The organism is Conyzicola lurida (assembly GCF_014204935.1).
Classification (GTDB): Bacteria; Actinomycetota; Actinomycetes; order Actinomycetales; family Microbacteriaceae; genus Conyzicola; species Conyzicola lurida.
The window spans coordinates 889,888-916,429 of the sequence record NZ_JACHMJ010000001.1 but is presented as its reverse complement, the minus strand read 5'-3'; the positions used below and the strand labels follow the sequence as shown (position 1 = coordinate 916,429).

Annotated in this window: 28 protein-coding genes and 1 tRNA gene; 8 read left to right on the top strand and 21 right to left on the bottom strand. The window is 68.7% G+C overall.

From position 1 onward, the window contains the following. The first annotated feature begins 113 nt into the window (after positions 1–113). Complete coding sequence (locus tag HD599_RS04435) at positions 114–1,529, top strand: HNH endonuclease signature motif containing protein (protein WP_184233978.1); 1,416 nt, start codon at positions 114–116, stop codon at positions 1,527–1,529. A 165-nt stretch (positions 1,530–1,694) separates the two neighbouring features. After that, a complete protein-coding gene (locus HD599_RS04430; protein ID WP_184240300.1) occupies positions 1,695–3,452 on the top strand; it encodes an L-aspartate oxidase in 1,758 nt (585 codons plus the stop codon). Positions 3,453–3,465: 13 nt separating this feature from the next. Here HD599_RS04430 and smpB read toward each other — a convergent pair whose 3' ends face one another. The 5 genes from smpB to prfB form a co-directional block, all read right to left on the bottom strand. Continuing rightward, positions 3,466–3,942, bottom strand: coding sequence for an SsrA-binding protein SmpB (gene smpB, locus HD599_RS04425; protein WP_184233976.1), 477 nt, complete (start codon positions 3,940–3,942; stop codon positions 3,466–3,468). 57 nt (positions 3,943–3,999) lie between these two features. Next, the gene (gene ftsX, locus HD599_RS04420) at positions 4,000–4,917 is read right to left on the bottom strand and encodes a permease-like cell division protein FtsX (protein WP_184233974.1); all 918 of its coding nucleotides are present in this window, start codon (positions 4,915–4,917) and stop codon (positions 4,000–4,002) included. Then, the gene (gene ftsE / locus HD599_RS04415; RefSeq protein WP_184233972.1) at positions 4,914–5,645 is read right to left on the bottom strand and encodes a cell division ATP-binding protein FtsE; all 732 of its coding nucleotides are present in this window, start codon (positions 5,643–5,645) and stop codon (positions 4,914–4,916) included. The genes ftsX and ftsE overlap by 4 nt, the downstream gene beginning before the upstream one ends. A gap of 120 nt (positions 5,646–5,765) precedes the next feature. Then, positions 5,766–6,152 carry a RidA family protein gene (locus tag HD599_RS04410; protein WP_184233970.1) on the bottom strand — a complete coding sequence of 129 codons (387 nt, stop codon included), beginning with the start codon at positions 6,150–6,152 and terminating at the stop codon, positions 5,766–5,768. Between the two features lie 5 nt (positions 6,153–6,157). Then, positions 6,158–7,264 (bottom strand): peptide chain release factor 2, encoded by a 1,107-nt coding sequence (prfB, locus tag HD599_RS04405; RefSeq protein ID WP_184233968.1) that lies wholly within the window; start codon positions 7,262–7,264, stop codon positions 6,158–6,160. Between the two features lie 63 nt (positions 7,265–7,327). On the opposite strand from prfB, the gene HD599_RS04400 reads away from it, so the two are divergent. Beyond that, complete coding sequence (locus HD599_RS04400) at positions 7,328–8,608, top strand: MFS transporter (protein WP_184233966.1); 1,281 nt, start codon at positions 7,328–7,330, stop codon at positions 8,606–8,608. A gap of 113 nt (positions 8,609–8,721) precedes the next feature. Here the strand turns inward: HD599_RS04400 and HD599_RS04395 are convergent, their stop codons facing one another. From HD599_RS04395 to HD599_RS04370, 6 genes are all read right to left on the bottom strand, one after another. Next, entirely contained in the window at positions 8,722–9,408 is a 687-nt protein-coding gene (locus HD599_RS04395) for an SDR family NAD(P)-dependent oxidoreductase (protein WP_184233964.1), read from the bottom strand. A gap of 29 nt (positions 9,409–9,437) precedes the next feature. Beyond that, complete coding sequence (locus HD599_RS04390; RefSeq protein ID WP_184233962.1) at positions 9,438–10,118, bottom strand: HAD family hydrolase; 681 nt, start codon at positions 10,116–10,118, stop codon at positions 9,438–9,440. Between the two features lie 22 nt (positions 10,119–10,140). Continuing rightward, positions 10,141–11,289: a TIGR03364 family FAD-dependent oxidoreductase gene (locus HD599_RS04385; protein WP_343061878.1), complete on the bottom strand. Its 1,149-nt coding sequence runs from the start codon at positions 11,287–11,289 to the stop codon at positions 10,141–10,143. Then, entirely contained in the window at positions 11,286–12,977 is a 1,692-nt protein-coding gene (locus tag HD599_RS04380) for an ABC transporter permease subunit (protein ID WP_221420437.1), read from the bottom strand. Before HD599_RS04380 ends, HD599_RS04385 begins: the two co-directional genes overlap by 4 nt. Beyond that, positions 12,974–13,798, bottom strand: coding sequence for a phosphonate ABC transporter ATP-binding protein (phnC, locus tag HD599_RS04375; protein WP_425489153.1), 825 nt, complete (start codon positions 13,796–13,798; stop codon positions 12,974–12,976). Before phnC ends, HD599_RS04380 begins: the two co-directional genes overlap by 4 nt. A gap of 66 nt (positions 13,799–13,864) precedes the next feature. Next, the gene (locus HD599_RS04370) at positions 13,865–14,818 is read right to left on the bottom strand and encodes a phosphate/phosphite/phosphonate ABC transporter substrate-binding protein (RefSeq protein WP_184233961.1); all 954 of its coding nucleotides are present in this window, start codon (positions 14,816–14,818) and stop codon (positions 13,865–13,867) included. Between the two features lie 333 nt (positions 14,819–15,151). On the opposite strand from HD599_RS04370, the gene HD599_RS04365 reads away from it, so the two are divergent. Next, positions 15,152–15,892, top strand: a complete 741-nt coding sequence (locus HD599_RS04365) for an SDR family NAD(P)-dependent oxidoreductase (protein WP_184233959.1) — start codon at positions 15,152–15,154, stop codon at positions 15,890–15,892. A gap of 121 nt (positions 15,893–16,013) precedes the next feature. Here the strand turns inward: HD599_RS04365 and HD599_RS04360 are convergent, their stop codons facing one another. The 9 genes from HD599_RS04360 to HD599_RS04315 form a co-directional block, all read right to left on the bottom strand. Then, positions 16,014–16,451 carry a pilus assembly protein TadG-related protein gene (locus HD599_RS04360; RefSeq protein WP_343061877.1) on the bottom strand — a complete coding sequence of 146 codons (438 nt, stop codon included), beginning with the start codon at positions 16,449–16,451 and terminating at the stop codon, positions 16,014–16,016. Then, positions 16,448–16,945, bottom strand: coding sequence for a hypothetical protein (locus tag HD599_RS04355; RefSeq protein WP_246376088.1), 498 nt, complete (start codon positions 16,943–16,945; stop codon positions 16,448–16,450). Before HD599_RS04355 ends, HD599_RS04360 begins: the two co-directional genes overlap by 4 nt. Then, the gene (locus HD599_RS04350) at positions 16,920–17,321 is read right to left on the bottom strand and encodes a TadE/TadG family type IV pilus assembly protein (protein ID WP_343061876.1); all 402 of its coding nucleotides are present in this window, start codon (positions 17,319–17,321) and stop codon (positions 16,920–16,922) included. The genes HD599_RS04355 and HD599_RS04350 overlap by 26 nt, the downstream gene beginning before the upstream one ends. Positions 17,322–17,332: 11 nt before the next feature. Then, positions 17,333–17,530, bottom strand: a complete 198-nt coding sequence (locus HD599_RS04345; RefSeq protein WP_184233957.1) for a hypothetical protein — start codon at positions 17,528–17,530, stop codon at positions 17,333–17,335. After that, entirely contained in the window at positions 17,527–18,465 is a 939-nt protein-coding gene (locus HD599_RS04340) for a type II secretion system F family protein (protein WP_184233954.1), read from the bottom strand. Before HD599_RS04340 ends, HD599_RS04345 begins: the two co-directional genes overlap by 4 nt. After that, on the bottom strand, positions 18,462–19,322 hold the full coding sequence (locus tag HD599_RS04335; RefSeq protein ID WP_184233952.1) for a type II secretion system F family protein: 861 nt from the start codon (positions 19,320–19,322) through the stop codon (positions 18,462–18,464). The genes HD599_RS04340 and HD599_RS04335 overlap by 4 nt, the downstream gene beginning before the upstream one ends. Beyond that, positions 19,319–20,548, bottom strand: a complete 1,230-nt coding sequence (locus HD599_RS04330; RefSeq protein ID WP_184233950.1) for a TadA family conjugal transfer-associated ATPase — start codon at positions 20,546–20,548, stop codon at positions 19,319–19,321. Before HD599_RS04330 ends, HD599_RS04335 begins: the two co-directional genes overlap by 4 nt. Positions 20,549–20,735: 187 nt before the next feature. Further along, positions 20,736–22,589 (bottom strand): chaplin family protein, encoded by a 1,854-nt coding sequence (locus HD599_RS17895; RefSeq protein ID WP_246376086.1) that lies wholly within the window; start codon positions 22,587–22,589, stop codon positions 20,736–20,738. Between the two features lie 83 nt (positions 22,590–22,672). Next, on the bottom strand, positions 22,673–23,911 hold the full coding sequence (locus HD599_RS04315) for a hypothetical protein (protein ID WP_184233948.1): 1,239 nt from the start codon (positions 23,909–23,911) through the stop codon (positions 22,673–22,675). A gap of 152 nt (positions 23,912–24,063) precedes the next feature. On the opposite strand from HD599_RS04315, the gene HD599_RS04310 reads away from it, so the two are divergent. Then, a tRNA-Leu gene (locus tag HD599_RS04310) sits at positions 24,064–24,145 on the top strand. Between the two features lie 121 nt (positions 24,146–24,266). Continuing rightward, entirely contained in the window at positions 24,267–24,485 is a 219-nt protein-coding gene (locus tag HD599_RS04305) for a hypothetical protein (RefSeq protein WP_184233946.1), read from the top strand. Here the strand turns inward: HD599_RS04305 and HD599_RS04300 are convergent. Then, the gene (locus HD599_RS04300) at positions 24,482–24,805 is read right to left on the bottom strand and encodes a DUF7882 family protein (RefSeq protein WP_184233944.1); all 324 of its coding nucleotides are present in this window, start codon (positions 24,803–24,805) and stop codon (positions 24,482–24,484) included. The genes HD599_RS04305 and HD599_RS04300 overlap by 4 nt on opposite strands. Before the next feature lie 150 nt (positions 24,806–24,955). Between HD599_RS04300 and HD599_RS04295 the strand changes: the two genes are divergently transcribed. Continuing rightward, entirely contained in the window at positions 24,956–25,630 is a 675-nt protein-coding gene (locus tag HD599_RS04295) for a response regulator transcription factor (protein ID WP_184233943.1), read from the top strand. A 180-nt stretch (positions 25,631–25,810) separates the two neighbouring features. Next, on the top strand, positions 25,811–26,542 hold the full coding sequence (locus HD599_RS04290) for a VTT domain-containing protein (protein WP_184233941.1): 732 nt from the start codon (positions 25,811–25,813) through the stop codon (positions 26,540–26,542).

The window sequence follows — 26,542 nt, the reverse complement described above, 5'->3', positions numbered from 1 at the left end:
CACCCTCCCCGCCGTGTCCTCCACAGACGGCAACTCGATGCGGTTATCCACGGCTAAAACCCCTTCTGACCAGCAATAACAGCAGTGTCGGTGGTGGGGGTCACAGTGTGTCTATGGACACCGTGTTCACGAGCAGCGCGACGCTCGACAGCGACACGTTCGCCAGCGCGCCCCTCGACGGGATGAGCGACGAGCAGCTGTGCGCGGCCGCGGTCGAACTGGAGCGAGCCGGCCGCCTAATGGACACCGCCCGCCTCCGCGTCGCCGCCGAGCTCGCGCACCGCTCGCGGTTCGGGCTCGGCAACGAATCGCTCGCGTTCCGGCTGGGTCACGGTAAGGCGGCCATGCTCGTCGAGGCGCTCACGCTGGTGTCGCCGCGGGAGGCGGCCCGGCGCATCCGTCTCGGCGAGTCGATCCGCCGCGACCGCGGGTTCGACGGAGTGCTGCTCTCGGCGCAGCACCCGCGGGTCGGCTCGGCCCTGGAAGCCGGCGAGATAGGGGTGGATGCCGCAGAGGCGATCGTCCGCAACCTCGACCAGGCCGCGCAGCGCGCGGGCAGCTCGCTCGACGCGGCCGGGAACCGCGACGTCGCGGAGCGCGAGCTCGTCGAGACCGCGCGGCACGCGCCCGCGGACGAGGTCGCCGTGCAGGCCCGCGCCTGGCGCGAGGCGCTCGACCCCGACGGCGCCGAACCGCGCGACGAACAGATCTACCGCCGGCGGTCGTTCATCCTGGGGCGGGAGACCGAGGGCATGCGCTCCTTCCACGGCACCCTCGTGGGCGTCGACGCCGCGCTCCTGCAGGCGGCGTTCGACGAAGCGGAGAAGCCGGGCACCACGCCCCGGTTCCTCGCCGAGGGCGACGAAGCCCGCGGCATCCGCACCGTGACCGGCGACGACGGCGAACCGACGACCGAGATCGTCGACGGGCGCACGCGCGACCAGCGTCGGTACGACATCTTCGCCGGGCTCATCACGGCCGGCGTGCGGGCCTCGGGTAACGCTCCCGTCGACATGCGGTCGACCGCCCACGTGTCGGCCGTCATCACGCTCGAAGAACTCGAACGGGGAGTCGGCGTGGGCTGGATCGACGGAGCAGACGAGCCGGTCGCGGCGTCGACCGTGCGGGAACTCGTCTGCGCCAACGGGATGTCGCTCGTCGTGATGGGCGAGAACGGGGAGCCGCTATACCTGTACCGCGGACGCCGGTACTTCAGCGAGCAGCAGATGCGGGCCCTCGCGGTGCGCGACGGCGGCTGCGTGTGGCCAGGCTGCCACTCCCCTGCCGCGTGGGCCGACGGCCACCACGTCGTCGAGTTTTCGAAGGGCGGACCCACGAACATCGACAACGGGGTGCTGCTCTGCCCGCACCACCACCGCATGCTGCACCGCTCCGACTTCGAGATGCGCATGATCGGCGGACGCCCGCACCTGGTGCCGCCCGCGTTCATCGACGAGCAACGGACGCCCATTCTGGTCGGGCGGTCGCGTATCGGGGTCAATCTGGCGCTGCAGCGGCGGTTGGAGTAGCAGCCGTCTCGACGCTGGCCGACCGCGGCCGGGGCAACGGGTGCACACCCGATTGCCAGCCAGTCGGGACTTAAGTCCCTGTCTGCCCCGACGAGGCGCGCGTACCGTCGGAGTTAGGTCTACCTAACCCCGAACAAAGGAAGCAACACCGTGTCAGCGCAGACAATGAACCAGCAGGCAGCGAACCGGAACGCTACGCCGGAACGCCGCATCTCCACCTCGGTCCTGGTGATCGGCACCGGAGGGTCGGGGCTCCGTGCCGCGATCGAGCTCTCGGAGCGGGGTGTCGACGTGCTCGCGGTGGGCAAGCGGCCGAAGAACGACGCACACACGTCGCTCGCCGCCGGCGGCATCAACGCGGCTCTCGGCACGATGGACGCCGAGGACTCCTGGCAGCAGCACGCCGCGGACACCATCAAGGAGAGCTACCTGCTCGCCAACCCGCACACCGTCGAGATCGTGACCAAGGGCGCCCGCCGCGGCATCGAAGACCTCGAGCGCTACGGCATGCCGTTCGCCCGCGAGGCAGACGGCCGCATCAGCATGCGCTTCTTCGGCGCGCACAAGTACCGCCGCACCGCGTTCGCCGGCGATTACACCGGCCTCGAGATCCAGCGCACACTCGTGAACCGTGCGACGCAGCTCGACATCCCGATCCTCGACTCGGTGTACATCACCCGCATCCTCGTGAAGGACAACGTGGTCTTCGGCGCCTACGGCTTCAACCTCAACGACGGGTCGCGCGTGCTCATCCACGCCGACGCGGTCATCCTCGCGGCCGGCGGCCACAACCGCATCTGGCGCCGCACGTCGAGCCGCCGCGACGAGAATACGGGAGACTCGTTCCGCCTCGCGGTGCTCGCGGGAGGCCGCATCCGCGACCCCGAACTCGTGCAGTTCCACCCGAGCGGCATCATCGAACCCGAGAACGCCGCCGGCACCCTCATCAGCGAGGCGGCGCGCGGCGAGGGCGGCCACCTGTACAACTCGCTCGGCGAACGGTTTATGGAGAAGTACGACCCCGAGCGCATGGAACTATCCACGCGCGACCGGGTCGCCCTCGCGGCGTACACCGAGATCAAAGAGGGGCGCGGTACCGAGAAAGGCGCCGTGCTGCTCGACATCTCGCACCTGCCGCGCGAGACGATCATGACGAAACTCCCCCGCGTCTACCAGACGATGCTCGAGTTGCAGATGCTCGACGTCACGACCACGCCGATGGAGATCGCGCCCACCGCGCACTACTCGATGGGCGGCGTGTGGGTGCGCCCCGACGACCACTCCACCGACGTCACCGGCCTCTACGCGATCGGCGAAGCGTCGAGCGGCTTGCACGGAGCCAACCGGCTCGGCGGCAACTCGCTCATTGAGCTGCTCGTCTTCGGCCGTATCGTCGGCGAGGCCGCTGCCGAGTACAGCGCCGGCCTGCTGAGCCAGCAGCGCTCCCCCGAGGCCGTCGACGAGGCCCGCGCCGAGATCGCCGGGCTGCTCGCCGCGGACGGCGAAGAGAACGTGCGGGCCCTCCAGCGCGCCATCCGGAACACCATGACCGAGCACGCTGGAGTCGTGCGTGACGAGGCGGGCCTCGTCGCCGGCCTGGCCGAGCTGGACGCCATCGAAGCGAGGTTCGCCGGGCTCGGCATCCACCCGGATGTCGCAGGGTTCCAGGATCTGGCCCACGCGTTCGACCTGAAGGCCGCCGCGATCGCCGCACGGGCGACGCTGCAGGCCGCCCTCGAGCGTCGCGAGACGCGGGGCGCGCACAACCGCAGCGACTACCCGGAGCTCGACCCGTCGCTGCAGGTCAACCTGGTCTGGTCGCTCGACGGCACGGTGGCCCGGGAGGCGATCCCCGAGGTGCCCGCCGAGATCGCGGAGCTAATGCGCGACGAGGTGTCGGTGGCGGGAAAGCTGCTGGAGTAGCGGGCGAAACGGGTCAGTCGCCCAGGTGCCGGCGGGCCGACATGGCGCGGTCCGACTCGCGCTTGTCCTGGCGTTCGCGCAGCGTCTGGCGCTTGTCGTACTCTTTTTTACCCTTGGCGATCGCGATCTCGACCTTGGCGTTGCCGTTCGAGAAGTAGATCGAGAGCGGGATCAGCGTGTATCCGCCGTCCTTGATCTTGTTATGGATCTTGAGGATCTGCTCCTTGTGCAGCAGCATCTTGCGCTTGCGCCGTACGGGATGGTTGTTCCACGACCCGTGGTTGAACTCGGGGATGTGCACCGCGTCGAGCCACGCCTCGCCACTCTCGATGAAGCCGTAGCCGTCGACAAGGGTCGCCCGACCGGCACGCAGCGACTTGACCTCGGTCCCCGTGAGGACCAGTCCGGCCTCGTACGTGGTTTCGATCAGGTAGTCGTGGCGCGCCTTCTTGTTGCTGGCAACAACCTTCTGGCCCTTTTCGCGTGGCATGCTTTCGTCCCTATCAGTGCGCCCCGACTTGGGCGCAGCCGTTCAGTCTAGCCCCGGTTAGACCTTGAGGTAGCGGCTGATGGCAAATCCGGCGGATGCCGCGGCAAGCACACCGCCCACGACGATGAGTATCGGCACCACGATGATGGCCTCGTCGAGGCCGACGAGTGTCGTGGTACTGCCCAGCGTTTCGGCGAGATACCCCTTGACGAAGAACTGCACGATCGCGAGCACGGCACCGCCGGCGAGCACCGATCCGATGAGCGCCGCGAAGACGCCCTCGAGGATGAACGGCGTCTGGATGAACCGGTTCGACGCACCGACGAGCCGCATGATGCCGAGCTCCCGCCGGCGCGAGAAGGCACTGAGCCGGATGGTCGTGGCGATGAGCAGCACGGCCGCGATCAGCATGAGCGTCGCGAGACCGATGGCGGTGAAACTGGCGGCGTTGAGCACGGCGAAGATCGAGTCGAGGTACCGCCTCTGGTCTTCGACCGCCTGCACCCCGGCGCTCGACGACAGGCTCTCGATGAGGATGTCGGCCTGTGTCGGGTCGTTGAGGTTGACGCGGAAGCTCTCTGGCAGCATCTCCGCGGTGACGAACCCGGTGATCGGGCTGTCGGAGAACTGCTCCTGGAAATTGGCGAACGCCTGCTCGTGCGTCTCGTACTCGAAGCGGTCGATGAACGGGGCGAGGGTCTGTGATTCCAGCTGCGCCTCGACCTGGTCGATCTGCTCCTGTGTCGCTTCCTGCTGTGCGCAGTTGCCGGTGTTGTCGGTCGCGGTGCACATGTAGACGGCGACCTGGGCACGGTCGTACCAGTAGCCCTTCATCTCGCCGATCTGCATCTGGAGCAGGATCGCCGCACCGACGAAGGTGAGCGAGATGAACGTGACGAGCACGACGGAGATGACCATCGAGACGTTGCGGCGCAGGCCGCTCGCCGCCTCGCCGAGAACGAGTCCGAGCCTCATCGTGCGGCCTCACCCTCGAGCCCGAGTTGCTGGACGGGGATGGCCTGGGTCTGGTAGCCGCCCTCCCGCTCGTCGCGCACGATCTGGCCGCTGGTGAGTTCGATGACGCGGCGCTTCATCTGGTCGACGATGCCCGCGTCGTGTGTTGCCATGATGACGGTGGTGCCCCCGAGGTTGATGCGCTGCAGCAGCGTCATGATTCCCGCGCTGGTGACCGGGTCGAGGTTTCCCGTCGGCTCGTCGGCCAGCAGGATGGCGGGCTTGTTGACGATCGCGCGCGCGATCGCCACGCGCTGCTGCTCGCCACCGGAGAGTTCGTGGGGGAAGCGCGCGGTCTTGCCGGCGAGTCCGACCATCTTGAGCACGTCGGGGACGGCTTCCTGGATGAATCCGCGGCTCTTGCCGATCACCTGGAGGGTGAAGGCGACGTTGTCGAAGACCGTCTTCTGCGGCAGCAGACGGAAGTCCTGGAAGACGACCCCGAGGTTGCGGCGGAAGTAGGGAACCTTGCGGTTCGAAATGGTGCCGAGCTGCTGCCCGAGCACGTGGATCTGCCCCTGGGAGGGTTTCTCTTCCTTCAGGACGAGACGCAGAAAACTCGACTTGCCCGACCCGGACGCGCCGACGAGGAAGACGAATTCACCCTTGAGAACCTCGAGGCTGACGTTGTTGAGCGCCGGACGAGTGTTCCCCGAGTACAACTTGGAGACGGAATCAAAGCGAATCATTTCGTGATGAGCCTAGGCATGCGATCGGCGGATGCCTCTAGCGACACCCCCGGGAATGCAACGTTCACAGGAACGGACGCGTCGGCGGCGCGTTTTTATACGAACGACGGATGCCGACGGCTAGAGCGATTCGCGGACCGCGGTGAGTTCGACCTCGACGAGGATCTCGGGGTCGATGAACGGCAAGGCGTGCACGAGCGCGAACGCGGGGCGGATGTCGCCGAAGACCTCGCCGTGGGCGCGGGTGGCCTCCGACCAGTTCTCGAAGTCGGAGACGTAGAGGCGGCTCTGCACCACGTCCGCGATGCTGAAGCCCGCGTCATCCAGAATGCCGGACAGCATCCCGAGCACGTGCTTAGTCTGCGCGTAGAGCTCGGGCGAGACGACTTTTCCGTCGGGGCCGGTCGCGGCCGACGCGGAGATGTAGATCGTGTCGCCGACCACGACGGCACGCGAGTACCCGATTTTCGCCTCCCACGGGGAACCGGAGGTGATGAGTTCGCGCATGCTGTCTAGTCCTTGTCTCTCTTACGCCACTTGATGCCGGCGTTGATGAATCCGTCGAGGTCGCCGTCGAACACCTTGGAGGGGTTGCCCTCCTCGTATTCGGTGCGGAGGTCCTTGACCATCTGGTACGGGGCGAGCACGTAGCTGCGCATCTGGTCGCCCCAGCTCGCGGTGATCACACCGGCGAACTCCTTCTTGGTCGCGGCTTCCTGTTCCTTCTGGATGATGAGCAGTCGCGACTGCAGCACGCGCATGGCGGCGGCGCGGTTCTGGATCTGGCTCTTCTCGTTCTGCATCGAGACGACGGTGCCGGTGGGGATGTGGGTGAGGCGCACGGCGGAGTCGGTGGTGTTGACCGACTGGCCGCCGGGGCCGGAGGAACGGAAGACGTCGACGCGGAGGTCGTTCTCGGGGATGTCGATGGCCACGGCCTCTTCGAGCAGCGGGATGACCTCGACCGCGGCGAAGCTGGTCTGACGCTTGCCGGCCGCACCGAACGGCGACATACGCACGAGGCGGTGGGTGCCGGCCTCGACGCTCAGGGTGCCGAACGCGTAGGGCGCGTCGATCTCGAAGGTGGCCGACTTGATGCCGGCCTCTTCGGCGTAGCTCGTGTCCATGACGGTGGCGGAGTAGCCGTGCTTCTCGGCCCAGCGCAGGTACATGCGGAAGAGCATGTCGGCGAAGTCGGCGGCGTCCACTCCCCCGGCTCCGGCGCGGATCGTGATGACCGCGGGGTGCGCGTCGTACTCGCCGTCGAGAAGCGTCTGCACCTCGAGGTCGCCGAGGATCTTCTCGATCGACTTCAGTTCGGCTTTCGCCTCGTCGGCGGCCGCGGCATCCGACTCGTCGTTGGCCAGCTCGACCATGATCTCGAGGTCGTCGAGACGCGAGGCGATGCTCACGATCTTGGCGAGCTCGGCCTGGCGGTGGCTCAGGTCGCTCGTGACCTTCTGCGCCTTGTCGGTGTCGTCCCAGAGGTCGGGGACACCGGCCTGTTCGCTGAGGTCGGCGATCTCCGCCTCGAGTCGGTCAACGCCGACGACCGAGCGGATATCCGCGAACGTCGATCGAAGGGCAGCAATCTCTACAGAAAAATCCAGCTCGTCCATGTCGGTGCGAGTCTACCCGCTGCCCGTCGGGGACCTTCCGCGCGCGGGAGTACAGTCGAACGAGTGACTACCGCCGAGCAACCGTTCCGTTGGCGATCGATCGCACTTCCGGCGCTCCTCCCCACCCTGCTGTTCTCGATCGGCGAGGGTGCGATCATCCCGATGATCCCGATCGTGGCCGGCAACCTCGGCGCGACTCTCGCGATCGCCGGGTTCGTCGCGGCCCTGCTGATGTTGGGCGAGCTGCTCGGCGACATCCCGAGCGGCTGGCTCGTTGCACGGGTCGGCGAACGCCCCGCCATGATCGGCGCCGCGCTGCTGTCGATCGTCGGACTCGTGGTCTGCGTGATCGCGCCGAACCCGGTCGCGCTCGGCTTCGGAATCTTCCTGGTCGGGCTCGCGACCGCGGTCTTCGCCCTCGCTCGGCACGCGTTTATGACGAGCTTCGTGCCGGTCGCCTACCGGGCCCGCGCACTCTCCACCCTCGGCGGCACCTTCCGCGCCGGTGCCTTCGTCGGCCCGTTCATCACCGCCGCGGTCATCCACCTGACCGGAACGGCGGCATCGTCGTTCTGGATCCACATCGTCTGCTGCCTCGCGGCGGCCGTCAGCCTGATGCTGCTGCGCGACCCCACCGCGTCGTTCGGCTCGGTCGGCAAGGTGCGCGGCGAGGCGGGCGTCGCACGGGGCGCCGAGCTGCGCGAGGGCGAGGCGCTCGTCGAGCAGGAGGCACGCGGCCTGTTCCGCACCATCTACGACAACCGCGCGGTGCTCACCAAGCTCGGCACGGGAGCGGCACTCATCGGCATGCTGCGCGCCAGCCGGATGATCATCCTCCCCCTCTGGGCCGTCAGCATCGGCATCAGCGAGCCGAACACCGCCCTCATCATCGGCATCGCCGCGGGAATCGACTTCGCCCTGTTCTACGCGAGCGGCCAGATCATGGACCGCTTCGGCCGGCTCTGGAGCGCCGTGCCGTCGATGGTCGGGCTCGGCCTCGGGCACCTCGCACTGGCGTTCAGCCACGATCTGCCCTCGACGGTCGTCTGGTTCATCTCGACCGCGATGTTCATGTCACTCGCGAACGGCGTCGGCAGCGGCATCCTCATGACCCTCGGTGCCGACCTGGCCGACAAAAAGAACCCCGCCCCGTTCCTCGGGGCGTGGCGCTTCACGGGCGACCTCGGCAGCGCGACGGGTCCGCTGCTGATCGCGGGCATCACCGGTGCGGTCTCGATCGCGGCGGCCGCCGGGGTGATGGGCGTGCTCGGACTCGTGGGCGCGGGCATCCTGCTGCGCTACGTGCCGCGGTATGCGCCACACGTGCCGCGGAATCTGCGGTAGCGACCCCCTGCTCCACCCGCTCGACAGGATCATCCGGTCGGGCCACGCGCTCGACAGGACCGATTGGCTTCTGGGAGCCGGGCGATCCTGTCGACCGCGGTGCACGGCGGGGGTCAGAAAGCGGTACTGGGCAGGTCCTTTTCGTCGCCCTCGATGGCGGCGACGATTCGGTCGGCGACCGCGTCCGGGTCGAGTCCGGTGGGGAACGCGGGCGCGGTGCCCGCGATCGCCCGCGTCGCCAGGCCGGTCTCGATGTGCCCGGGGCGCGCGTCGAGCAGACGGATGCCGCTGCGCCGCATTTCCCGGGACGCCGCGGCCATAAACGCCGCCAGCGCCGCTTTTGACGCGGAGTAAGCCGCGAGACCCGCTGTCGGCGACTCCGCGACGACGCCGCTGATCGTCACGACGAAGGGCTCCCGCGCCTCGGTGGCGGACTCGGCGAGCAGCGGCAGAGCCGCGGCGATGAGCGCGATCGGACCCGCCGCGTTCACCGCAAAGAGCCGGGCGACGGTCGCCGGGTCGAGCGCGCCCGCGGGGCCGAAGGCGACCACGCCGGCCGCGACGACGACGCCGTCGAGACCCCCGAGGGATTCCGCGGCCAGTGTCGCTGCGGCATCCGGCCCGTCGGTCAGATCGACGACCAGTCGTCGGCCCGGCACGTCGAGCTGTGCCAGGCGAGAGCTGTCGGTGCCGGTCAGCACCAGCGTGGCACCGGCGTCGGCCAGCCGTCGCGCGAGCCGGGACCCGAGAGCCCCGGTGGCGCCGACGACGAGGATGTTCTTTCCGGCGAGATCCGTCATGACCTCACCCTATGGCCGTGTCAGCCGTATCAGCCGTCGAGGCCGAGCAGCGCGGGGATCCCGGCGACGCCCGCCAGGATGTCGGTCGCCCCGTTCGCGCGCAGCAGTTCCTCGTCGTGCGCGCCGCTCAGCACGCCGACCGCGTAGGCGGCTCCGGCGCGGGTGGCGCTCAGCATGTCGGTCGAGGTGTCGCCGGCGACGAGCATGTTCTGCACCCCGAGCGTCCGCGAGCGGATGAGCGCGGTCAGGTTGAGGTCGGGGAACGGGCGTCCGCGGCCGGCGTCCGCGGGGCAGAGCGCGAGGTCGACAAGGTCGCCCCAGCCGAGCGAGTCGATCAGCGCGTCCTGCGTCTGCTTCGAGAACCCGGTGGTGAGCACCACGGCGATGCCCGAGTCGCGGAGCCGCGTGATCGTCTCGACCGCTCCGGGCAACGGGGTGCAGGCGCCCGACGCGACGAGGTCGGCGAAGGCCTTCTCGAACGCGAGGTTCGCCACGACCGCGTCGTCGTAGCTCGAGGTGAGCTCGCCGAAGACCTCGATCTTCGACTGGCCCATGGTCGCCTTCGCGTAGGCGCGCACCGCGTCACGGGTGCCGAAGCCGTGCAGCACCGGCGTCGCGTCGTAGGCATCCGCGAACGACTGCTCGACCACGCCGTCGTCGCTCACGGTGGTTCCGGCCATGTCGAGGACGGCGAGGGTGATGTCGGTCATGGGTGGTGCCTTTCCTTGGTGTTTAGAGAAGTTCTCGAACGACGGATGCCGCGAGCCCGAGCCCGGTCGTCATACCGATGCCGGTCGTGACCGACGCGACCCGCACGCCGTCGCCGGGCGAGTGCAGCAGGAATTCGTCGGGGGCGCTCGCGTAGACGCCCTGCCAGCGCTCGACGACGCGCAGGTCGTCGACGCCGAACAGCCCACGGGTCAGGGCGAGCAGCTCGTCGAACGACGATTCGGCCTGGAACGGGAGGATCGCGTCGCCGCGGTAGTGGGTGTCGCCGACGATCAGCTGCCCGGTGGGCCGCTGCGTGTACATCTGATTGATATCGAGGTCGACGACGGCCGGGAAATCGCGGCGGTAGCGGTCGCGCAGCGCGGCGTACCCGTCGAGCTGCGCGAAGGCGGAGTAGCGCAGCATCGACGAGCCGGTGAGCAGCGGCCGGTCGAGCGGACGGCGGCCCGACCAGTCGAGCGCGAGCATGTCGAGCCCGCAGCGACGCAGCTGCGCGGCGGCCGCGACCTCGGGGAAGAACTGGTCGACGTCGAAGTTGACCGCGACGACGATGCGCTCGGCGTGCAGTTCGCCCGCGGCGGTGTGCACGGTTCCCGGTTCGATGCCGAGCACGGCGCGGCGCCAGTGGAAGGTCACGCCGCGCTCCTCGAGCCAGGCCGCCAGTTGCGGTGCCGCGGTACGCGGGTCGACCTGCAGGTCGAGCGGCAGGTACGCCCCGCCGCTGAGCGACGGGTCGCGCACGGGGGTGGTCTCGGCAAACTCGGCCGCCGTCGCGAGCACGACCTGGTCGCTCCCCCGTTCTTCGGCGAGCAGGGCGAGCAGCGCGAGCTCGTCGCTGCCGCGCGCGGCGATGGTCGCGCCGCGCTGCGACACCGACAATCCGGCCTCGCGGCCGAGCCGCAGCAGCCGCGACCGCGTCTCGAGTGCGTACTCGAGGGCCGCGCCCGATTGCCCCGTCACACCGATGTGCCCGAAGTTGCGCACCGACGAACCGGTGATCGCCGCCGCCCGCTCGACGACCGCGACCCGGAGCCCGCGGTCGACGCCCTCGAGAGCCGCGCCCAAGCCGACGATGCCGGCACCGACGACGATCAGGTCGTAGTCGTGGGTGGTCACCGGGTTCGCCGCCACCGGGGAAAAATCGGAGCTCACTTGATCAGCTGCCGCACCCAGGACGAGATCGCCTCGACGACGAACACGATGACGAGCACGCAGAGCAGCAGCACCAGCAGCTCGTGCTGGTTGATGCGCGCCGCTCCCGCGAGCATGTAGCCGATGCCGCCGGCTCCCACGATGCCGAGGATGGTCGCGGCGCGGATGTTGGTGTCGAACAGGTAGAGCGCGTGCCCGACGAACGCGGGCGCCGCCTGCGGCAGGGTCGCCGAGACGAAGATCTGCGCGCGGGTCGCGCCGGTGGCACGCAGCGCGTGCTCCGGTCCCGGGTCGACCTCTTCGAGCGAGTCGGCCATCAGCTTGCCGAGCAGGCCGACGCCGCCGATGCCGAGCGCGATCACGGCGGCACCGGGGCCGAGGCCCGTGAGGATGATGAAGAAGATGCAGAGCAGCAGCTCGGGAAGGCCGCGGATTCCGACGAGCAAGAACCGGAAACCGGTGCGCACCGCACCGTTCGGGGCGACGTTGCGGGCGGCGAACGAGCCGATGATGATCGAGAAGACGAGCGCCAGCAGCGTGGCGGCTCCGGCGATCTGCACGGTCTCGAACAGCTTCTCGGCGGTGGCCTCCCAGTTGCTCTCGGCGAGTGCCGGCGGCCAGAGCCGGTTGAACGCGATGCCGGCGTTGAGCCAGAAGTTCGTGAAGTTGCTGCCCTGGGTCGCGGAGATCCAGACCGAGGCGACGACGGCCACGACCGCGATCCAGGCGAACGACGTCGTAGTGACGCGGTCACGGGTCCACGGGCGGACCCGGCTGTGCACGACCGGCCCCGCAGGCACGGTCGGCGAGACACCCGATGCGCGCCGCACGATGCGGTCGCCGAGTCCACGGCCGGTGGGCTGCACCCCGAGTAGCGTCTTGCGCACGACCGAGGAGATCACCTCGAATCCGACACAGAGCACAAAGATGATGATGGCCCATGGCATCGCTTCGCGATAGTTCAGAGTGTTCAAGGCGTGGCTTAGTTCGTAGCCCAGTCCGCTTACCCCGACGAAGCCGAGGATGACGGAGACCCGTAGGTTGATGTCGGTGCGGTGCAGCACCGTGGCGACGAACGACGGCATGATCTGGGGCCAGACGGCGCCCCAGAATTCCTGCCCCTTGGTGGCGCCCGCGGCGCGCAGGGCGAGGCGGGGGCCCTCGTCGATCTGCTCGATCGCGTCCGCGGTGAGTTTGCTGATCATGCCGACGGAGTGCAGGCCGAGAGCCAGCACGCCGGCGAGCGCGCCCTGTCCGATCACGAGGGCGAAGATCATCGCCATGATCGCGTCGGGGGCGGCGCGCGAGGTCACGCTGAGAAAACGTCCGAGCCAGCGGGTCGCCCGGAACGGCGTCGTGTTCTGCGCGGCGAGGTAGGCGACGGGAACCGACAGAGCGGCCGCCATGACCGTGCCGCTGATAACGATCGCGAGCGTCAGGACCGAGAACCAGAGGATGTCGCCGACCGACGGCCAGACGAACGGAACGGTGCGCTCGAGGAACGAGAGCGCGTAGCTGAAGTCGATCCGCAGATCCATCTCGCCGAGCGACCAGGCCGAGAACGCCAGCAGGGCGAGCAGGATGACGGTGGCGGTGACCGTGTTGCGCGACGGGGCGGCGAGGGTCCGCCGCGCGACGGGCGCGACGGGTGGCTTCTGACGCGGGGGTGCCGGCGTGAGGGTCGTCACCGGTCGGAGTCCAGTTCGGCCATCGCGTGCAGTTCGGCCACGGCATCCGCCAATTCGACGGCCACGGCCTGCATCTCGCTCGTCGAGGTGGCGACGCGGCCGTAGACCTCCATCACCTGCTGCTTGCTGAGCCCGGCCGACGGGGTGTCGAGCACGACCTGGCCGTGGCGCAGGCCGACGATGCGGTCGGCCCAGGAGAGCGCGAGCTCGACCTGGTGCAGGCTGCAGATGACCGTGAGGTTGCGCTTCATGCCGATCTCGCGGATGAGGTTCATCACCTGCTCGCTCGACTCGGGGTCGAGCGAGGCGACCGGTTCGTCGGCGAGCAGGATCTCGGGGTCCTGCATCAGCGCGCGGGCGATTGCGACGCGCTGTTGCTGGCCGCCCGACAGCGTGTCGGCGCGCTGGAAGGCCTGCGCTCCGAGGCCGACTTCCTCGAGGAGGTCGAAGGCCGTGGAGCGCAGGGCGGCGGGATAGGTGGGGAGCCCCAGGCGCGGGCCGGTGAGTCGCGCCAGGGCTCCCGTGAGCACGTTCTCCAGTACCGACAGTGAACCGACGAGTTCGAACTGCTGGAAGATGAACCCGACGCGGCTGCGCAGCTGGCGGAGCGGTTTGCCCCGGAGTGCGGAAACGTCTTCGCCGAGCACCTCGACCGACCCGGAGGTCGGCGTCTCGAGGCCGTCGAAGTGGCGCAGCAGCGTCGACTTGCCCGAGCCGGAGAGGCCGAGAAGCACGACGATCTCCCCCTGCTCGATGGTCAGCGACACACCCTGCAGCGCGCGGGTCTTTCCGAAGTTCTTCTTGACGTCGGTCAACGTCACTACCGAAGTGGAGCTCACAACACCTATCCCTGTGTTCTTGTACTGCTACTGGTCAGTGCTCGAGGGTTACGGCTGGCACTGGGCGGCGCCGGTCTCCTCGCACACCTTGCGCACGGAGTCGTAGTACGAGTCCTCGACCGGCACCATCTCGTAGAAGTAGGCGCGGAACGCGTCGGTGACGTCGACGCCCTCGGCCTCGATGTCGTCGATGGTGATGTTCTGCAGGTCGGCGAGGAGCTCGTCCTGCACGGACTGCGGGAGGTTGGTCGACATCACGACGGGGGCACCGGGCACGGTGACGCGGTTGATGACCTCGAGGTCGCCATCCGCGAAGAGGCCCTGCTCGACACCGGTCTGCTCGACGACGGCGTCCTCGGCGAATCCGGCGTCGCACTCGACACCCTGGGCGGTCTTCTGAGCCGAGGCGTCGTGACCGCCGGCGAAGACGGGCGTGATGTCCGTCTCGGGGTCGATGCCCGCGGCGAGCAGTTCGGCACTCGGGTAGAGGTAGCCGGACGTCGAACCCGGGTCGACGAAGCAGATGTTGTGTCCGGCCATGTCCTCGATCGAGGCGATGTCGGAACCGGCGGGGACGACGGCGAGCGACTCGTAGCCGGGCTCCTCGCCCTCCTCGGTGACCTGGACGCCGATCGGCGTGAGGCCGGCGCCGCCGTTCGTGGCGGCGACGTAGGTGAAGCCGGAGAAGCTGCCGATGTCGATGCGGCCGGCGATCGCAGCCTCGACGAGCGCGGCGTAGTTGGTCGACTCGATGACCTCGACCTCCTTGCCGGACTTCGCGGCGATGTAGTCGACGAGCGGCTGGAAGTTGTTCTCGACCGACTGCTGATCGGGGACCATGCCCATAACGAGCGTGTTCTCGTCCTTGGCGTAGGTGCCGGTCTCGGAGACGGTGTCGGCGTCGGTGCTGGCCGCGTCGGTCTCGGTGGCGCAGGCGGCGAGGCCGAGCGCGATGGTCAGTGCTGCTGTGACAGCGATGCCTCTGGTGATTGCGGACTTCATGGGAGCGTGGCCTTTCATGGCTGGCGTTCGAAGGAATTCGCCGGACCGGGCGAGGCGCGCAGAAGCGTTCCGGGGTCCAGACGCTGACGAGGCTAGAAGGGTCGAATAGACGCGAGACGACCTCGTGGTTGATCGCGAGTGAACAGCGGGGATTGGCGCATCGGCCGTCGCAGAAGGCGTATCGATCGGGGTCCAACGGACTATTGCCTATCCAACAGGTGTAAGTTATAAAGAGTTCCGATTATCGAATCGTGACGTGCATCCGACCCGTGTGTCCCTTGTGTGCCCCGTTTCCGCGGGACTTCACCATACTCACGAACTAGGAGCACAACCATGTCCCGTTTCCAGGGAAAGACCGCCATCGTCACCGGTGGCGCCAGCGGCATCGGCAAGGCCACGTCACTGCGTCTCGCGTCCGAGGGCGCGTCCGTCGTCATCGCCGACATCAACGCTGAGTCCGGCCAGACCGTCGTCGACCAGATCACCGCCGACGGCGGCAAGGCGATCTTCGTCTCGCTCAACGTCACGAGCGAGGATGCCTGGAACGCCGCGGTCGCCACCACCGTCGAGACCTTCGGCGGCCTCGACCTGCTCGTCAACAACGCCGGTATCGGCGACGCCCGGTCGATCGAAGACACCACGATCGAGGTCTGGGACAAGACCATCGCCGTCACGCAGACCAGCGTCTTCCTCGGCCTCAAGGCCTCCAGCGCCGCGCTCAAGGCCTCCGGCAACGGCTCGGTCGTCAACATCAGCTCGATCTACGGCCTCGTCGGCGGATCCGCCGCCGGCCCCGCGTACCAGGCGGCCAAGGGCGCCGTGCGCCTCCTCACCAAGAACGCCGCGCTCTGGTGGGTCGAGTCGGGCGTCCGCGTCAACTCGGTGCACCCCGGCTTCATCGACACCCCGATCCTCGAGGGCGCCCCACGCGAGGCCCTCGCCGCAACCGTCCCCATGAAGCGCCTCGGCAAGCCCGAGGAGATCGCTTCGATGGTCACCTACCTCCTCAGCGACGAGGCCAGCTTCATCACCGGTGCCGAGTTCGCCGTCGACGGCGGATTCACCGCCGCGTAAGCAGCTCCACATCCCCCGCTTCGCCCCTACGACAGGACGGATGCGGCCCCTCGAACGCCCGACAGGACGTATCGCCCGTTTGCAGGCGGCGCGGCCTGTCGGGCGTTCGTGTTTTCCGGGCTCAGCCGAACACCGACCGCGCGCGGGCCGTCACCTCGATGCGCAGACCCTCCGGCACGAGCAGCGTCACGAGCGGCGGACGCCAAGACGACGAGAGCGTGACGGTGGCGCTGCGGCCGTCGTGACTCGCGGCCTCGACGACCTCGAGGCCGGTGAACTCGTCGGTGGGCGCGGCATCGAGATACGAGTCGACGGCGGACGCGACATCCGGAGTCTGCAGGGACGGCCGCGCACCGCCCGCCGTGACCGCGACGCCCTCGAGCGTGAACGCCTCCGCTCCGGCGAGCGCCGCCGAGTCGGCGAGCGAGAACAGGCGCTTGCGTTCGAGATAGAGGGATGTCGCGGCGACCACCAGCAGGATGAGCACGAGCGCGAGGAACCCGTAGAAGATCGTCAGCGGGAGGATCGAGCCCGACTCGTCGTCGCGCAGGCGCTTCACCGGTCGGCGCTCCAGAAGCGCGAGACCTGCTGGGTGGCGCTGGAGTGCACCGCGACGCTCGCCCGGTCGTCGAGGTCGAGCACCGTCGGCACGAGGGGCAGCGCGACCCGGCTCGCCACGGTGACGGTCACGTAGCCGCGGCGGGTGAGGCACCGCGCGGATTGTGGGCTGCACTCGACGGTCACCTCCACGTCGGCCGCGTCGAGTCCGTAGTCGGCGAGCGCGAATTCCACCGCGCGTTCGGCCCGCAGCACCGCCTCCTCTGCGGTCGGCGACTCGACGAAGACCCGCGCCGCCTGCCGCGATGCCCCCTCGACCGCCATCGCCCCGCCCTGGAGCTGCGCCATGGCGAGCACGAGGTAGACGAGCGGCACCAGCAGGATGAGCCCCGTCGTGATGAACTCGAGCGAGGCGGAGCCGGATTCGTCGCTCGCCAGGTCAGTTCGGGGCCGCCCGGTGCAGCGCCGGTCAGTCCAGCGTCTCGACCGCGGCATGGCCGGTCACCTCCAGCCCGTCATCGAGACCGACGAGGCCGAGCAACGGCAGGGGTGTGCGCACCCGCACCTCGACCGCCGGGTGTCCGCGGTAGTCGACCATGCCGACCGACACGTCGCGCGCGTACCCGGCCCCGATCGCGGTCGTGATCAGGTCGCGGGTGCGGGCGACCGCGTCGTCGCCGGTGTTGTCCGCGAGTGCGCCGTAGCGGGCGCCCTCGGCCGCGGCATCCAGCACCGTATTGCGTACGTGCAGGGCAAGCCCCAGTTGCAACACCGACAGCGTGAGGATCGTCAGCAGGGCACCGACCATCACGAACTCGGCGGGAGCCGAACCGCGCTCGTCGCGCAGTCGGGTCAGTCGAAGCCGCGTCACTCGAAGCCGCGTCACTCGAAGCCGGTCACGCGGTCGATCGCCTGCTGGAACACCTCGCTCAGCGCCGGCCCGGCGAGGCCCCAGATGATGATCACCAGACCGGCCGTCATCAGTGTTATCAGAACCCACCCGGGCACGTCGCCGCGTTCGTCGGTGCTCAGCTCTCTCCAGTTCATGTCGTGCCTCTCTTTCGTGTGGTTGTCGGTCATAGGCCCATCCGCAGGACGAGGATGCCGGGGAAGATCGCGAAGGCGATCGTGATCGGCAGGATGAGGAAGACCAGCGGGATCAGCATCGCGACCTCCTTCTTGCCGGCGACCTCGAGCAGCTCGCGCTTGGCGTCGTCGCGGGAGTCCTGCGCCTGCGCGCGCAGCACCTCGACGAGCGGGGTGCCGCGGTCCAGAGCCCCGGTCACCTGCTCGACGAACCGGGTGAACGGCGGCAGGTCGAGATCGCGCGAGACGCCGTCGAGCGACTCGGCGAACGGCAGCCCGGTGTTCACGTCGGCGACCACGCGACCGAGTTCGCCCGAGAGCTCGCCGGTGCTGATGCGGGAGATGCGGCGCACCGCGTCGAGGATGCCCTCCCCCGCCGACAGGCTGAGGGTGAGGAACTCGAGCACGGTCGGCAGCTCGCCGGCCATGCGCGCGAGCCGTGCCTTCGCGGCGCGCTGCAGCAGGTAGTCCCGCAGCGCGACCCCGCCGGCGGCGAAGACCAGCACGATGCCGAGCTGCGCCAGCAGCGGCAGGGAGTTGGCCCGGCCCGCGGCCGCCGCCGCGAGCACTCCGATGCCAGCGCCCGTCGCGCCCCAGACGAGCTGCCTCCCGCGGAAATCCTCGACGGAGAGCGCCGAGCCCGCCTGCCGCAGGCGTCGGCCCGTGGCATCCGGCCCGCCCAGGATCACCCCGAGGGCCCGTCGCAGGGCGCCCACGAGCGGGGCGAATACGAAGCCGAGCACGGGCAACGGGTCGGCCGGGCGGCGGGCGACCAGTTCGCGGGCCCCCTCCGAGACGTCGAGCACGTAGGGCGCCACCCGGTCGACGAGCCGCGGCCGGCTGAGGCGCGGCATCATGCTGACGAGCGCCCAGAGTCCGATGCCGAGCGTGAGCCCGCACACCACGGCCCAGGCGATCGCGGGCGTCATCGGAACCACCGCTGCTGCTCGGGGATCCGCCCGACCGCGATCATGATGCGGTACGCGACGACCGACAGCGCGAGCCCTGCGGTCACCAGCACCGCGCCCGCCGCTGTGTTGTAGGCCGCGGCCGCCTCCGGCCGGGTCGAGAGCAGGAGCAGCACGATCCACGGGGCCGCCACCCCGAGCCGGGCGGCATTGACCACCCACGACTGCCGGGCCTCGACCTCCGACCGAATCGCCGCCTCGTTCCGCAGATACACGGCGAGGTTACGCAAGACATGGGTCAGCTCGCTTCCGCCGACCTCGCGCGACATACGCAGCGTCTCGATGAGGCGGTCGGCGACGGGATCGGCGAGGCGGTCCTTCAACTGGGTGAGGCTGAGCGAGAAGTTGCCGGTGGCTCGGTAGTCTGCCTCGAAGGCGGCGAACGCCGACCGGGTCGTCTCGGGGCCGGCGCGGGCGAGCGTGACCACGCTGTCGGGCAACGCGAGGCCCGACCGCACCGCCGACACGAGGTGGTCGACGACGTCGGGCCAGACGACGCGCGCCGCCCTCCGTCGGGATCGCGCCCGCGACCGCACGAGCGCGAACGGCAGCACCAGCGCGACGATTCCCGCGGCGATCGCCAGCGCCACCACGGGCACGAGGGTGAAAACGACGGCCGATGCCGCGACAGCGAGCAGCGCGGACACCACGAGGAACGTCGGCACCGAGACCCGGCCGAGCCCGGCCTGCACGAGCCGCACACGGGCGAGGTCGACGAGCCGCGATTCGATCCGGAGGCGGGCCGGACGTGGCCAAAGCGCGGGAGCAACCACCAGCAGCAGCCCGAGGCCGAGGGTCACGCCGAGCAGGAGAGTCATCGCCGCTCCCCGAGAATGGCGGCCGGGTCGAACCCCGCCGTACGGAACTTGGCCGTCTTGGTCGGATACCCGCCCGTGGCCGTCAGCACCCCGGCGTCGATCGCGAAGATCGTGCTCGCCTCGATGACCGATCCGCTCACCTGGCCGCTCGGGGTGACGATCTCGACAACGCGGCGGGCGCCGTGCCGGCCGATCTCGCAGTGCACCACCACGTCGATGCATCCGGCCACGGTCGGTACGACGAACGCCGAGTCGATGTTGCGGCCCGCGAGCAGCGGCAGCGTCGACAGTTTCGCGAGGGCGTCGCGGGCGCTGTTCGCGTGGATCGACGACATACCCGGCAACCCGCTGTTGAGCGCGATCAGCAGGTCGAGCGACTCGGCCTCCCGCACTTCGCCGACCACGAGGCGGTCGGGCCGCATTCGCAGGGACTCTTTGATCAGCCGGCGCAAAGTGATCTCGCCGGTTCCCTCGAGACTCGGTTGCCGGCACTGCATCGCGACCCGGTCGCGCGCGCTCAGGTCGAGCTCGAAGGTCTCCTCGACGGTGACTATTCGCTCGGTGGGCCGGGCGCTCGAGAGCAACGCGTTGAGCATCGTCGTCTTGCCGCTCTGTGTCGCGCCCGAGACGAGGATGTTCTGGCCCGACAGCACGCACATGCGCAGAAATTCGGCCGACTGGTGCGTGAGCGAGCCGAGCGCGACGAGCATCTGCAGGTCGCGGATGCGTTTCGTGAATTTGCGGACGTTGACGGCCCAGTGCCGTTGGGTGACATCCGGGATGACGCAATGCAGACGTGACCCGTCGGGAAGCGACGCGTCGACGAACGGGGACGACAGATCGACCCGGCGTCCCGACGACTGCAACATGCGCTCGACGAGATCGCGCACCTCGCCGTCGGTCAGCTCGACACCGGTCAACTCGGGCACGCCGTTACGGGCGATGAAGACACGGTTCGGACCGTTGATCCACAGCTCTTCGACCTCGGGGTCGTCGAAGAACGGCTGCAGGGCCCCGAATCCGGTGAGCGTCGCCACGATCTGCCGGGTGGTGTGCGCTTCGTCGGCGAGCAGGGGCATCGACCCGCCGAGCGCCCGCTCGCTGTAGCGCTGCACGGCGTCGCGCACGTAACGGTCGGCGAGGTCGCGGTCGGCCCGGAGGTCGACGCCGTCACGGCGCACGCGCTCACGGACCTGGTCCGTGATGATCGACTCCGCGTGCGACATCCCCACATTGTGATCGGATGACGCGGCCGACGAGCAACTTATCCACAGGCGCACGGTGCGGGGTTGCGACCGCTGCCGATTCGCGGCGCGGCGAAGCCGGGTGCCTCGCTGGGGCACCCGGCGTTCTGCCGTCTAGGCGGTGGTCTGCCCAGGCGTTATCTCTCCGCGCTGTCGTACATGGTTGCCGTCACGCGTGGTGGCGGCGTCCCAGGACCATCAGGGCGATACCGGCGACCAGCAACAGGCCGACCGTTCCTAGGATCGGTGCGATCTCGAGACCGGTCGACGCGAGACGCACGACGGACATCGCCGCCGCCGAGGCCACGCCGGCACGGGCCGCGACGGAGACGCTGCCATCCGCAGCGATCGTCGACGGGAAGCCGTCGATCGACACGGTGCCGTCGACGTTGCCGTCGATGTTGCCGTTGCCGACGCCGTTGCCGGTGCCGTCGACCGGGGTGGTCGGCGTCGTCGGGTTGACCGGGACGACCGGGGCGGTCGGATCGGTCGGATCGGTCGGATCGGTCGGATCGACTGGGACAACCGGGTCGGTCGGGTCAACCGGCACGACCGGGTCGGTCGGGTCAACCGGCAGAACCGGGTCGGTCGGATCGCCCGGCAGAACCGGGTCGGTCGGATCGACCGGCAGAACCGGGTCGGTCGGATCGACGGGAGTACCGTCGACCGGCTCGACCTCCGAGTCGCCCAGAACGCTGATCGCGTTGCCCCCGACGACGATCGGCAGCTGGATCGACGGAACGATCTGCGTCCCGCCGAGAATCCCGCTGTCCCCGGTCGTCACTCCACCGCTCGTACCCTCTGTTGCGGTGGTGGTGACGGTACCCGTGGACTCAGCATCCCCCAGAATGCTGATTGCGTTGCCGCCGACGGTGACGGGAGCCGCGACATCCGGCACGACCTGGGTACCGCCGGCGATTCCGTCAGAACCCGAAGTGGATGCCCCGGTGCCGGTTCCCGACGACGGCGTCGCCGTGGTCGTCGAACCGGTTGTCGACGAGTCGCCTGTCAGGCTGACCGCATTGCCACCCGCGGTGACGGGAAGCGACACGGCCGGAGCGATCTGGCTTCCGCCGGCGACACTGTCGCTACCGGAAGTCGTCGCACCGTTACCGGCGGCCGGAGTCGAGACGACCTCCGACGAGGTGCCCTCGGACGACGAGTCGCCGGTCAGGCTGACGGCGTTGCCTCCGACGGTGACGGGAGCCGCGACATCCGGCACCACCTGGGTGCCGCCGGCGATGCCGTCAGAACCGGACGTCGACGCACCAGAACCGGCGCCCGACGACGGCGTGACCGCGGTCGACGAACCGGTCGACGACGAGTCACCGGTCAGGCTGACCGCATTGCCGCCAACCGTCACGGGAGCCGCGACGACCGGGACGATCTGGCTTCCGCCGGCGACACTGTCGCTGCCGGAAGTCGTCGCCCCACTACCGGAGGCCGGTGCGGGGGCCGGAGCCGGAGCGGCAGCGGCCGATCCCTCGGACGACGAATCGCCGAGGACGCTGATCGCGTTGCCTCCGAGGTCCACCGGGATCGTGACGTCGGGCAGCACCTGCGTGCCGCCCGCGACACCGTCGGAACCCGACGTCGTCGGCGCCGCGACCGGAGCCGCAACGGGAGCCGGAGCGGCCGCCGGGGCCGGGGCCGGAGCCGCCGCCGAATCGCCCACCACGCTGACGGCGTTGCCGCCCACCGTGACGGGAACGCTCACCATCGGCAGCACCTGCGTGCCACCGAGCAGCGAGTCCGAGCCGCTGGTCCTGACCGGAGCCGGCGCGGGAGCCGGAGCCGGAGCCGCAGCGGGCGCAGCAGCCGGAGCCGCCACGACGTCGCCCAGCACGCTGACCGCGTTGCCCGTGACGGTGACCGGAGCGCTGATCGGGGCGACGACCTGCGTGCCGGATAGCACGCCGTCCTCCCCCGTTGTGTCGGCGGCATTCGCGATGCCCGCCCCGAGAAGCGTGAGCCCCCCGGTGAATAGCACGAGGCAGAGACCCCGTGAGACAGATTTTGACATGGTTGTCGTACTCCTTGTTGAGTGAATGGGTGCTTCCAGGCGGAAGCGGTTGACCGTGCCTGCTCGCGCAGGGATGGCCTCACTCAGTCAGGAGTCGCGTCTGATTCGAAAGTCGGGGACGACGGAAGGTCGTCGTCGAAGTCCGTGGCCGCGGTAAAGAACGCGGCAGCCGACGGCACGAACGCGCCGACGACGACGCCCGCCGAAACGCCGCCCGTCTGTGCTCCGGCAGCGCCGCCCGACGATCCGGTGGGCGCAGCGGGACCGACCGGTGCCGATAGCGGCTCGCCCGTGGCGGGCGCCCGGTCGAGACGACCGATGGATGCCGCGGGCACACCGACCGCGACCCGCGAGGCAGCGCTCGCTAGAAGGTAGTCGCCTCCGAAACCCGCGCCGGAGGCCGCTGCCGCGCCACCCGCCGCGGCGACCGAGGTTCCGGCGACAAGCTGGGTAGTGGCGACGGCAGCGGTGGTCGGCGACTCGGGGCCAGAGGGTGCGGAAACGGACGGGACGGAGACATCGATCCCGGGGAGTGCCGGCAAACCTCCCGGGAGAACCGAGTCGATGCCCGGGAGAATCGGCACGATACCCGGGAGACCAGGAACGACTCCCGGGAGAACAGGGAAAACCGGGACAACGTCCGGGAGAACAGGCTCGACGACGGGGAGAACCGCGTCGACGATCGGAGCAAGTGGCTCTACGGCCGGCTCGAGCGGGGTGACGACAGCGTCGACCACCGGCGTCAGCGGTGCGACGGCCGCGTCGACGACGGGGACGAGAGGTGCCACGACCGTTCCGACGGGCGCGACGACCGGGGCGATCGGCGCCACGACCGCGTCGACCACCGGCGCGACCGGGGCCACGACAGCCGACACGACCGGGGCAATCGGCGCGACCACGGAAACGACGGGGGCAACCGGGACGACCGCGGCACTGACCACCGGTGCAGCGGGCGCGGCGACAGCCGACACGACCGGGGCGACGGGGGCGGCGACCACGGCAACAACCGGCGCGACGGGAGCCGCAACCGGGGCGACGACGGGAGCAACGGGTGCCGCGACTTGTTCCACCACTGGGGCAACCGGCGCCGCGACCGCCTGCACAACGGGAGCCGCGACGGCTGCAACCGGAGCGACAGCGGGAGCCGCGACATCCGCCACTGTCTGCGAGGTCGAACCGAGAACGCCGGTGAGCGAGTCCTCGGGCGAATCGGCGGACGCGGAGGGACTCGCGAAGACGAGGCTCAGCACGAACCAGAGGGCCGTGGCGACTCCGGCGAGGAGCAGGAGGGCAAGGGGCGAGCGCGCTCGTGAAGCATGCATCGTCGTCGACCTCCCCTCGACTTACGTTCGATAGAGAAAAGCTTTCACTTTGAGTGAAGCACTCGGGATGCCGGTTGTCCATCCTTTTCAGGCGATGGCCAGTCAGCCCGATCGGGGAGCGTCGCCGTCAGCCATTACACTTATGAGCGCTCGCGGGAGTGGTGAAATTGGTATACACGCAGGTTTTAGGTACCTGTGCCGAAAGGCGTGAGGGTTCAAGTCCCTTCTCCCGCACTCCGTTTTCCGACTGCGACCCGTCACCGATTTCGTGACGAATGAGCTCCGCCACTCGTCCTATAGGTGACGGAACCCGGTCGACACTGTGCCGGGTTCCCCGAAGTAGGGAGCGTGGCAGTTGAGTACCGAGGTATATCTGGCGGTGGTCGAGGATCCTGCGCTGTGGGACACAACCGGGCAGGTGCTCGTGCGCTACCTCGAGCCCGACGAACGTCCGCTCGACCGCCTGATCGACCCGATCGTGGCGGGCATCGGTGAAACCGAGGGCGTCTGGGACCTGCTGCTGTGGCACGAGGCAACCCAGCGTGCCTTCTACAGCGAGAATACGGCCGGCTAGGCTTCCTCGACGGTCACGTCGAACGACGGTTCCGCACTCACGTATAGTCCCGCGTGGCTGTTCGCCGAGGCCATCATCTCGTCCAGCCAACGCCGGTTGAGCATGACCTCGCGACTGCCGTAGAAGTCGAACTGCAGCGGCATCGCGGGGTGGATCCAGATCGTGCTCTTGCCCGGGTGGCCGTAGGAGCCCGATTCCCACGTGAAGGCGAGGGACTCGTTGCGCCGCAGCTTCGCCAGGATCACCGTACGGATGTGGGCGAGAGGCCTGTCGTCGATCTCGATACTCGCCGTCCCGCCGGCGTACAGAAGCTTGCCCATCGGCGGTATAGATCCAATCCGTCACCGCGCGGCCTCGGAGGAGCAGAGACACCTCGAGCGGCAGACGTACCATTCAAACAATTGCCGACGGGCGGTTCTTCACCCCTAGGGGTGAGAAATCACCCCCGTCTGCCCTGTACCGTGGACGGCATGGGCCAGACACCGAACGCACGCCCGATCCGTGTCGCTCTGGTTGACGACTACGACGTGGTGCTCGCGGGGCTCGCGCACATGTTCGACCATTACGCCGACCGCATCGAGGTCGCCGAGATCGACGTTAACACCGATCTGAAGGCGCACGTCGACATCGCGCTCTATGACTCCTTCGCCCAGCCCGAGACCGACCACCAAGAGATCGGCGCGCTCGTCCGTAGCGGCCGGGCCGACCACGTCGTCGTCTACACCTGGAACTTCCAGCCCGAGCTCGTGGCCGAGGCGTCGAAGATCGGCATCAGCGGGTACCTGTCCAAAACGCTGCCCGCCCGCGATCTGGTCACGGCGCTCGAGGCCGTCCACGCCGGGGAGTTCGTCGTGAGCGACGTGCCGCGCCGCGCCGGAGCGGTATCGGGACTCGACTGGCCGGGGCGCCACGAGGGATTCACCGACCGCGAGTCGGAGATTCTGGCGCTGATCACCCAGGGCAAGACCAACGCCGAGGTGGCGTCGATCACCTACACGAGCCCGAACACCGTCAAGACGCACATCCGCAACATCTACCGGAAGATCGGAGCGGCCAGCCGCACACAGGCCGTGCTCTGGGGCGTCGCCCACGGCTTCTCGCCGAACCAGCACCGGATCGACGACTGGACGCACGGAAGCCTGTGACCCCGTCACCGGGCCTGCATTGCCGGGGAGGGCCCGCAGTACTACGTCGCTGGGATGAAGTCTCGCGAAACCGACTGATTTGCAGCTAGCTGGGTGTCGACAACGAGTAACCTGACAACAGATATAACCATGGCCGCCGCCGATTGACCTCAACGGCAACCGACGACTGGAGAATTGTCAGTGTTTTCGTCCGCTCTCATCCCTTGGCTCGATCCGGAAAACCTCATCAACGGGTTCGGACCGTTCGCCCTCCTCGGCGTCTGCCTCATCGTCTTCGCCGAGACCGGCCTGCTGATCGGATTCCTGCTCCCCGGCGACACCCTGCTCGTGATCACCGGTGTCTTCGTCGCCACCGGCGTCATCGACATCGACATCTGGTGGGTGGCCCTCGCTATCGGATTCGCGGCGTTCGTCGGCGGTGAGGTCGGATATTTCATCGGCCATAAGGCGGGCCCCCGCATCTTCGAGCGTAAAGAGTCCGGGCTGTTCTCGGTCGAGAACGTCAAGCGCACCAACGCCTTCTTCGAGCGCTTCGGCGGACTCGCGGTCATCATCGCCCGCTTCGTACCGATCGTACGAACGTTCGCTCCGATCGCCGCGGGCGTCGGCCACATGAACTACAAGAAGTACAGCCTGTACAACCTGATCGGCGCGATCGCCTGGGGCATCGGCGTCACCATGGTCGGCTACATCGTCGGGTTCATCCCGCCGCTGCGCGACTTCGTGACGCACTACATCGACATCATCCTTCTCGGCGCTGTCGCCGTGACGCTTCTCCCCACGGCCTACCACTACATCCAGTCGATGCGGAAAGCCAAGAAGAACCGCGAGGCCGCCGCGACCACCGACACCGGCAGCCTGGTCCTCGATCAGACCCTGTTCGACCAGGACAAGAGCAACGACCCGAAGTAG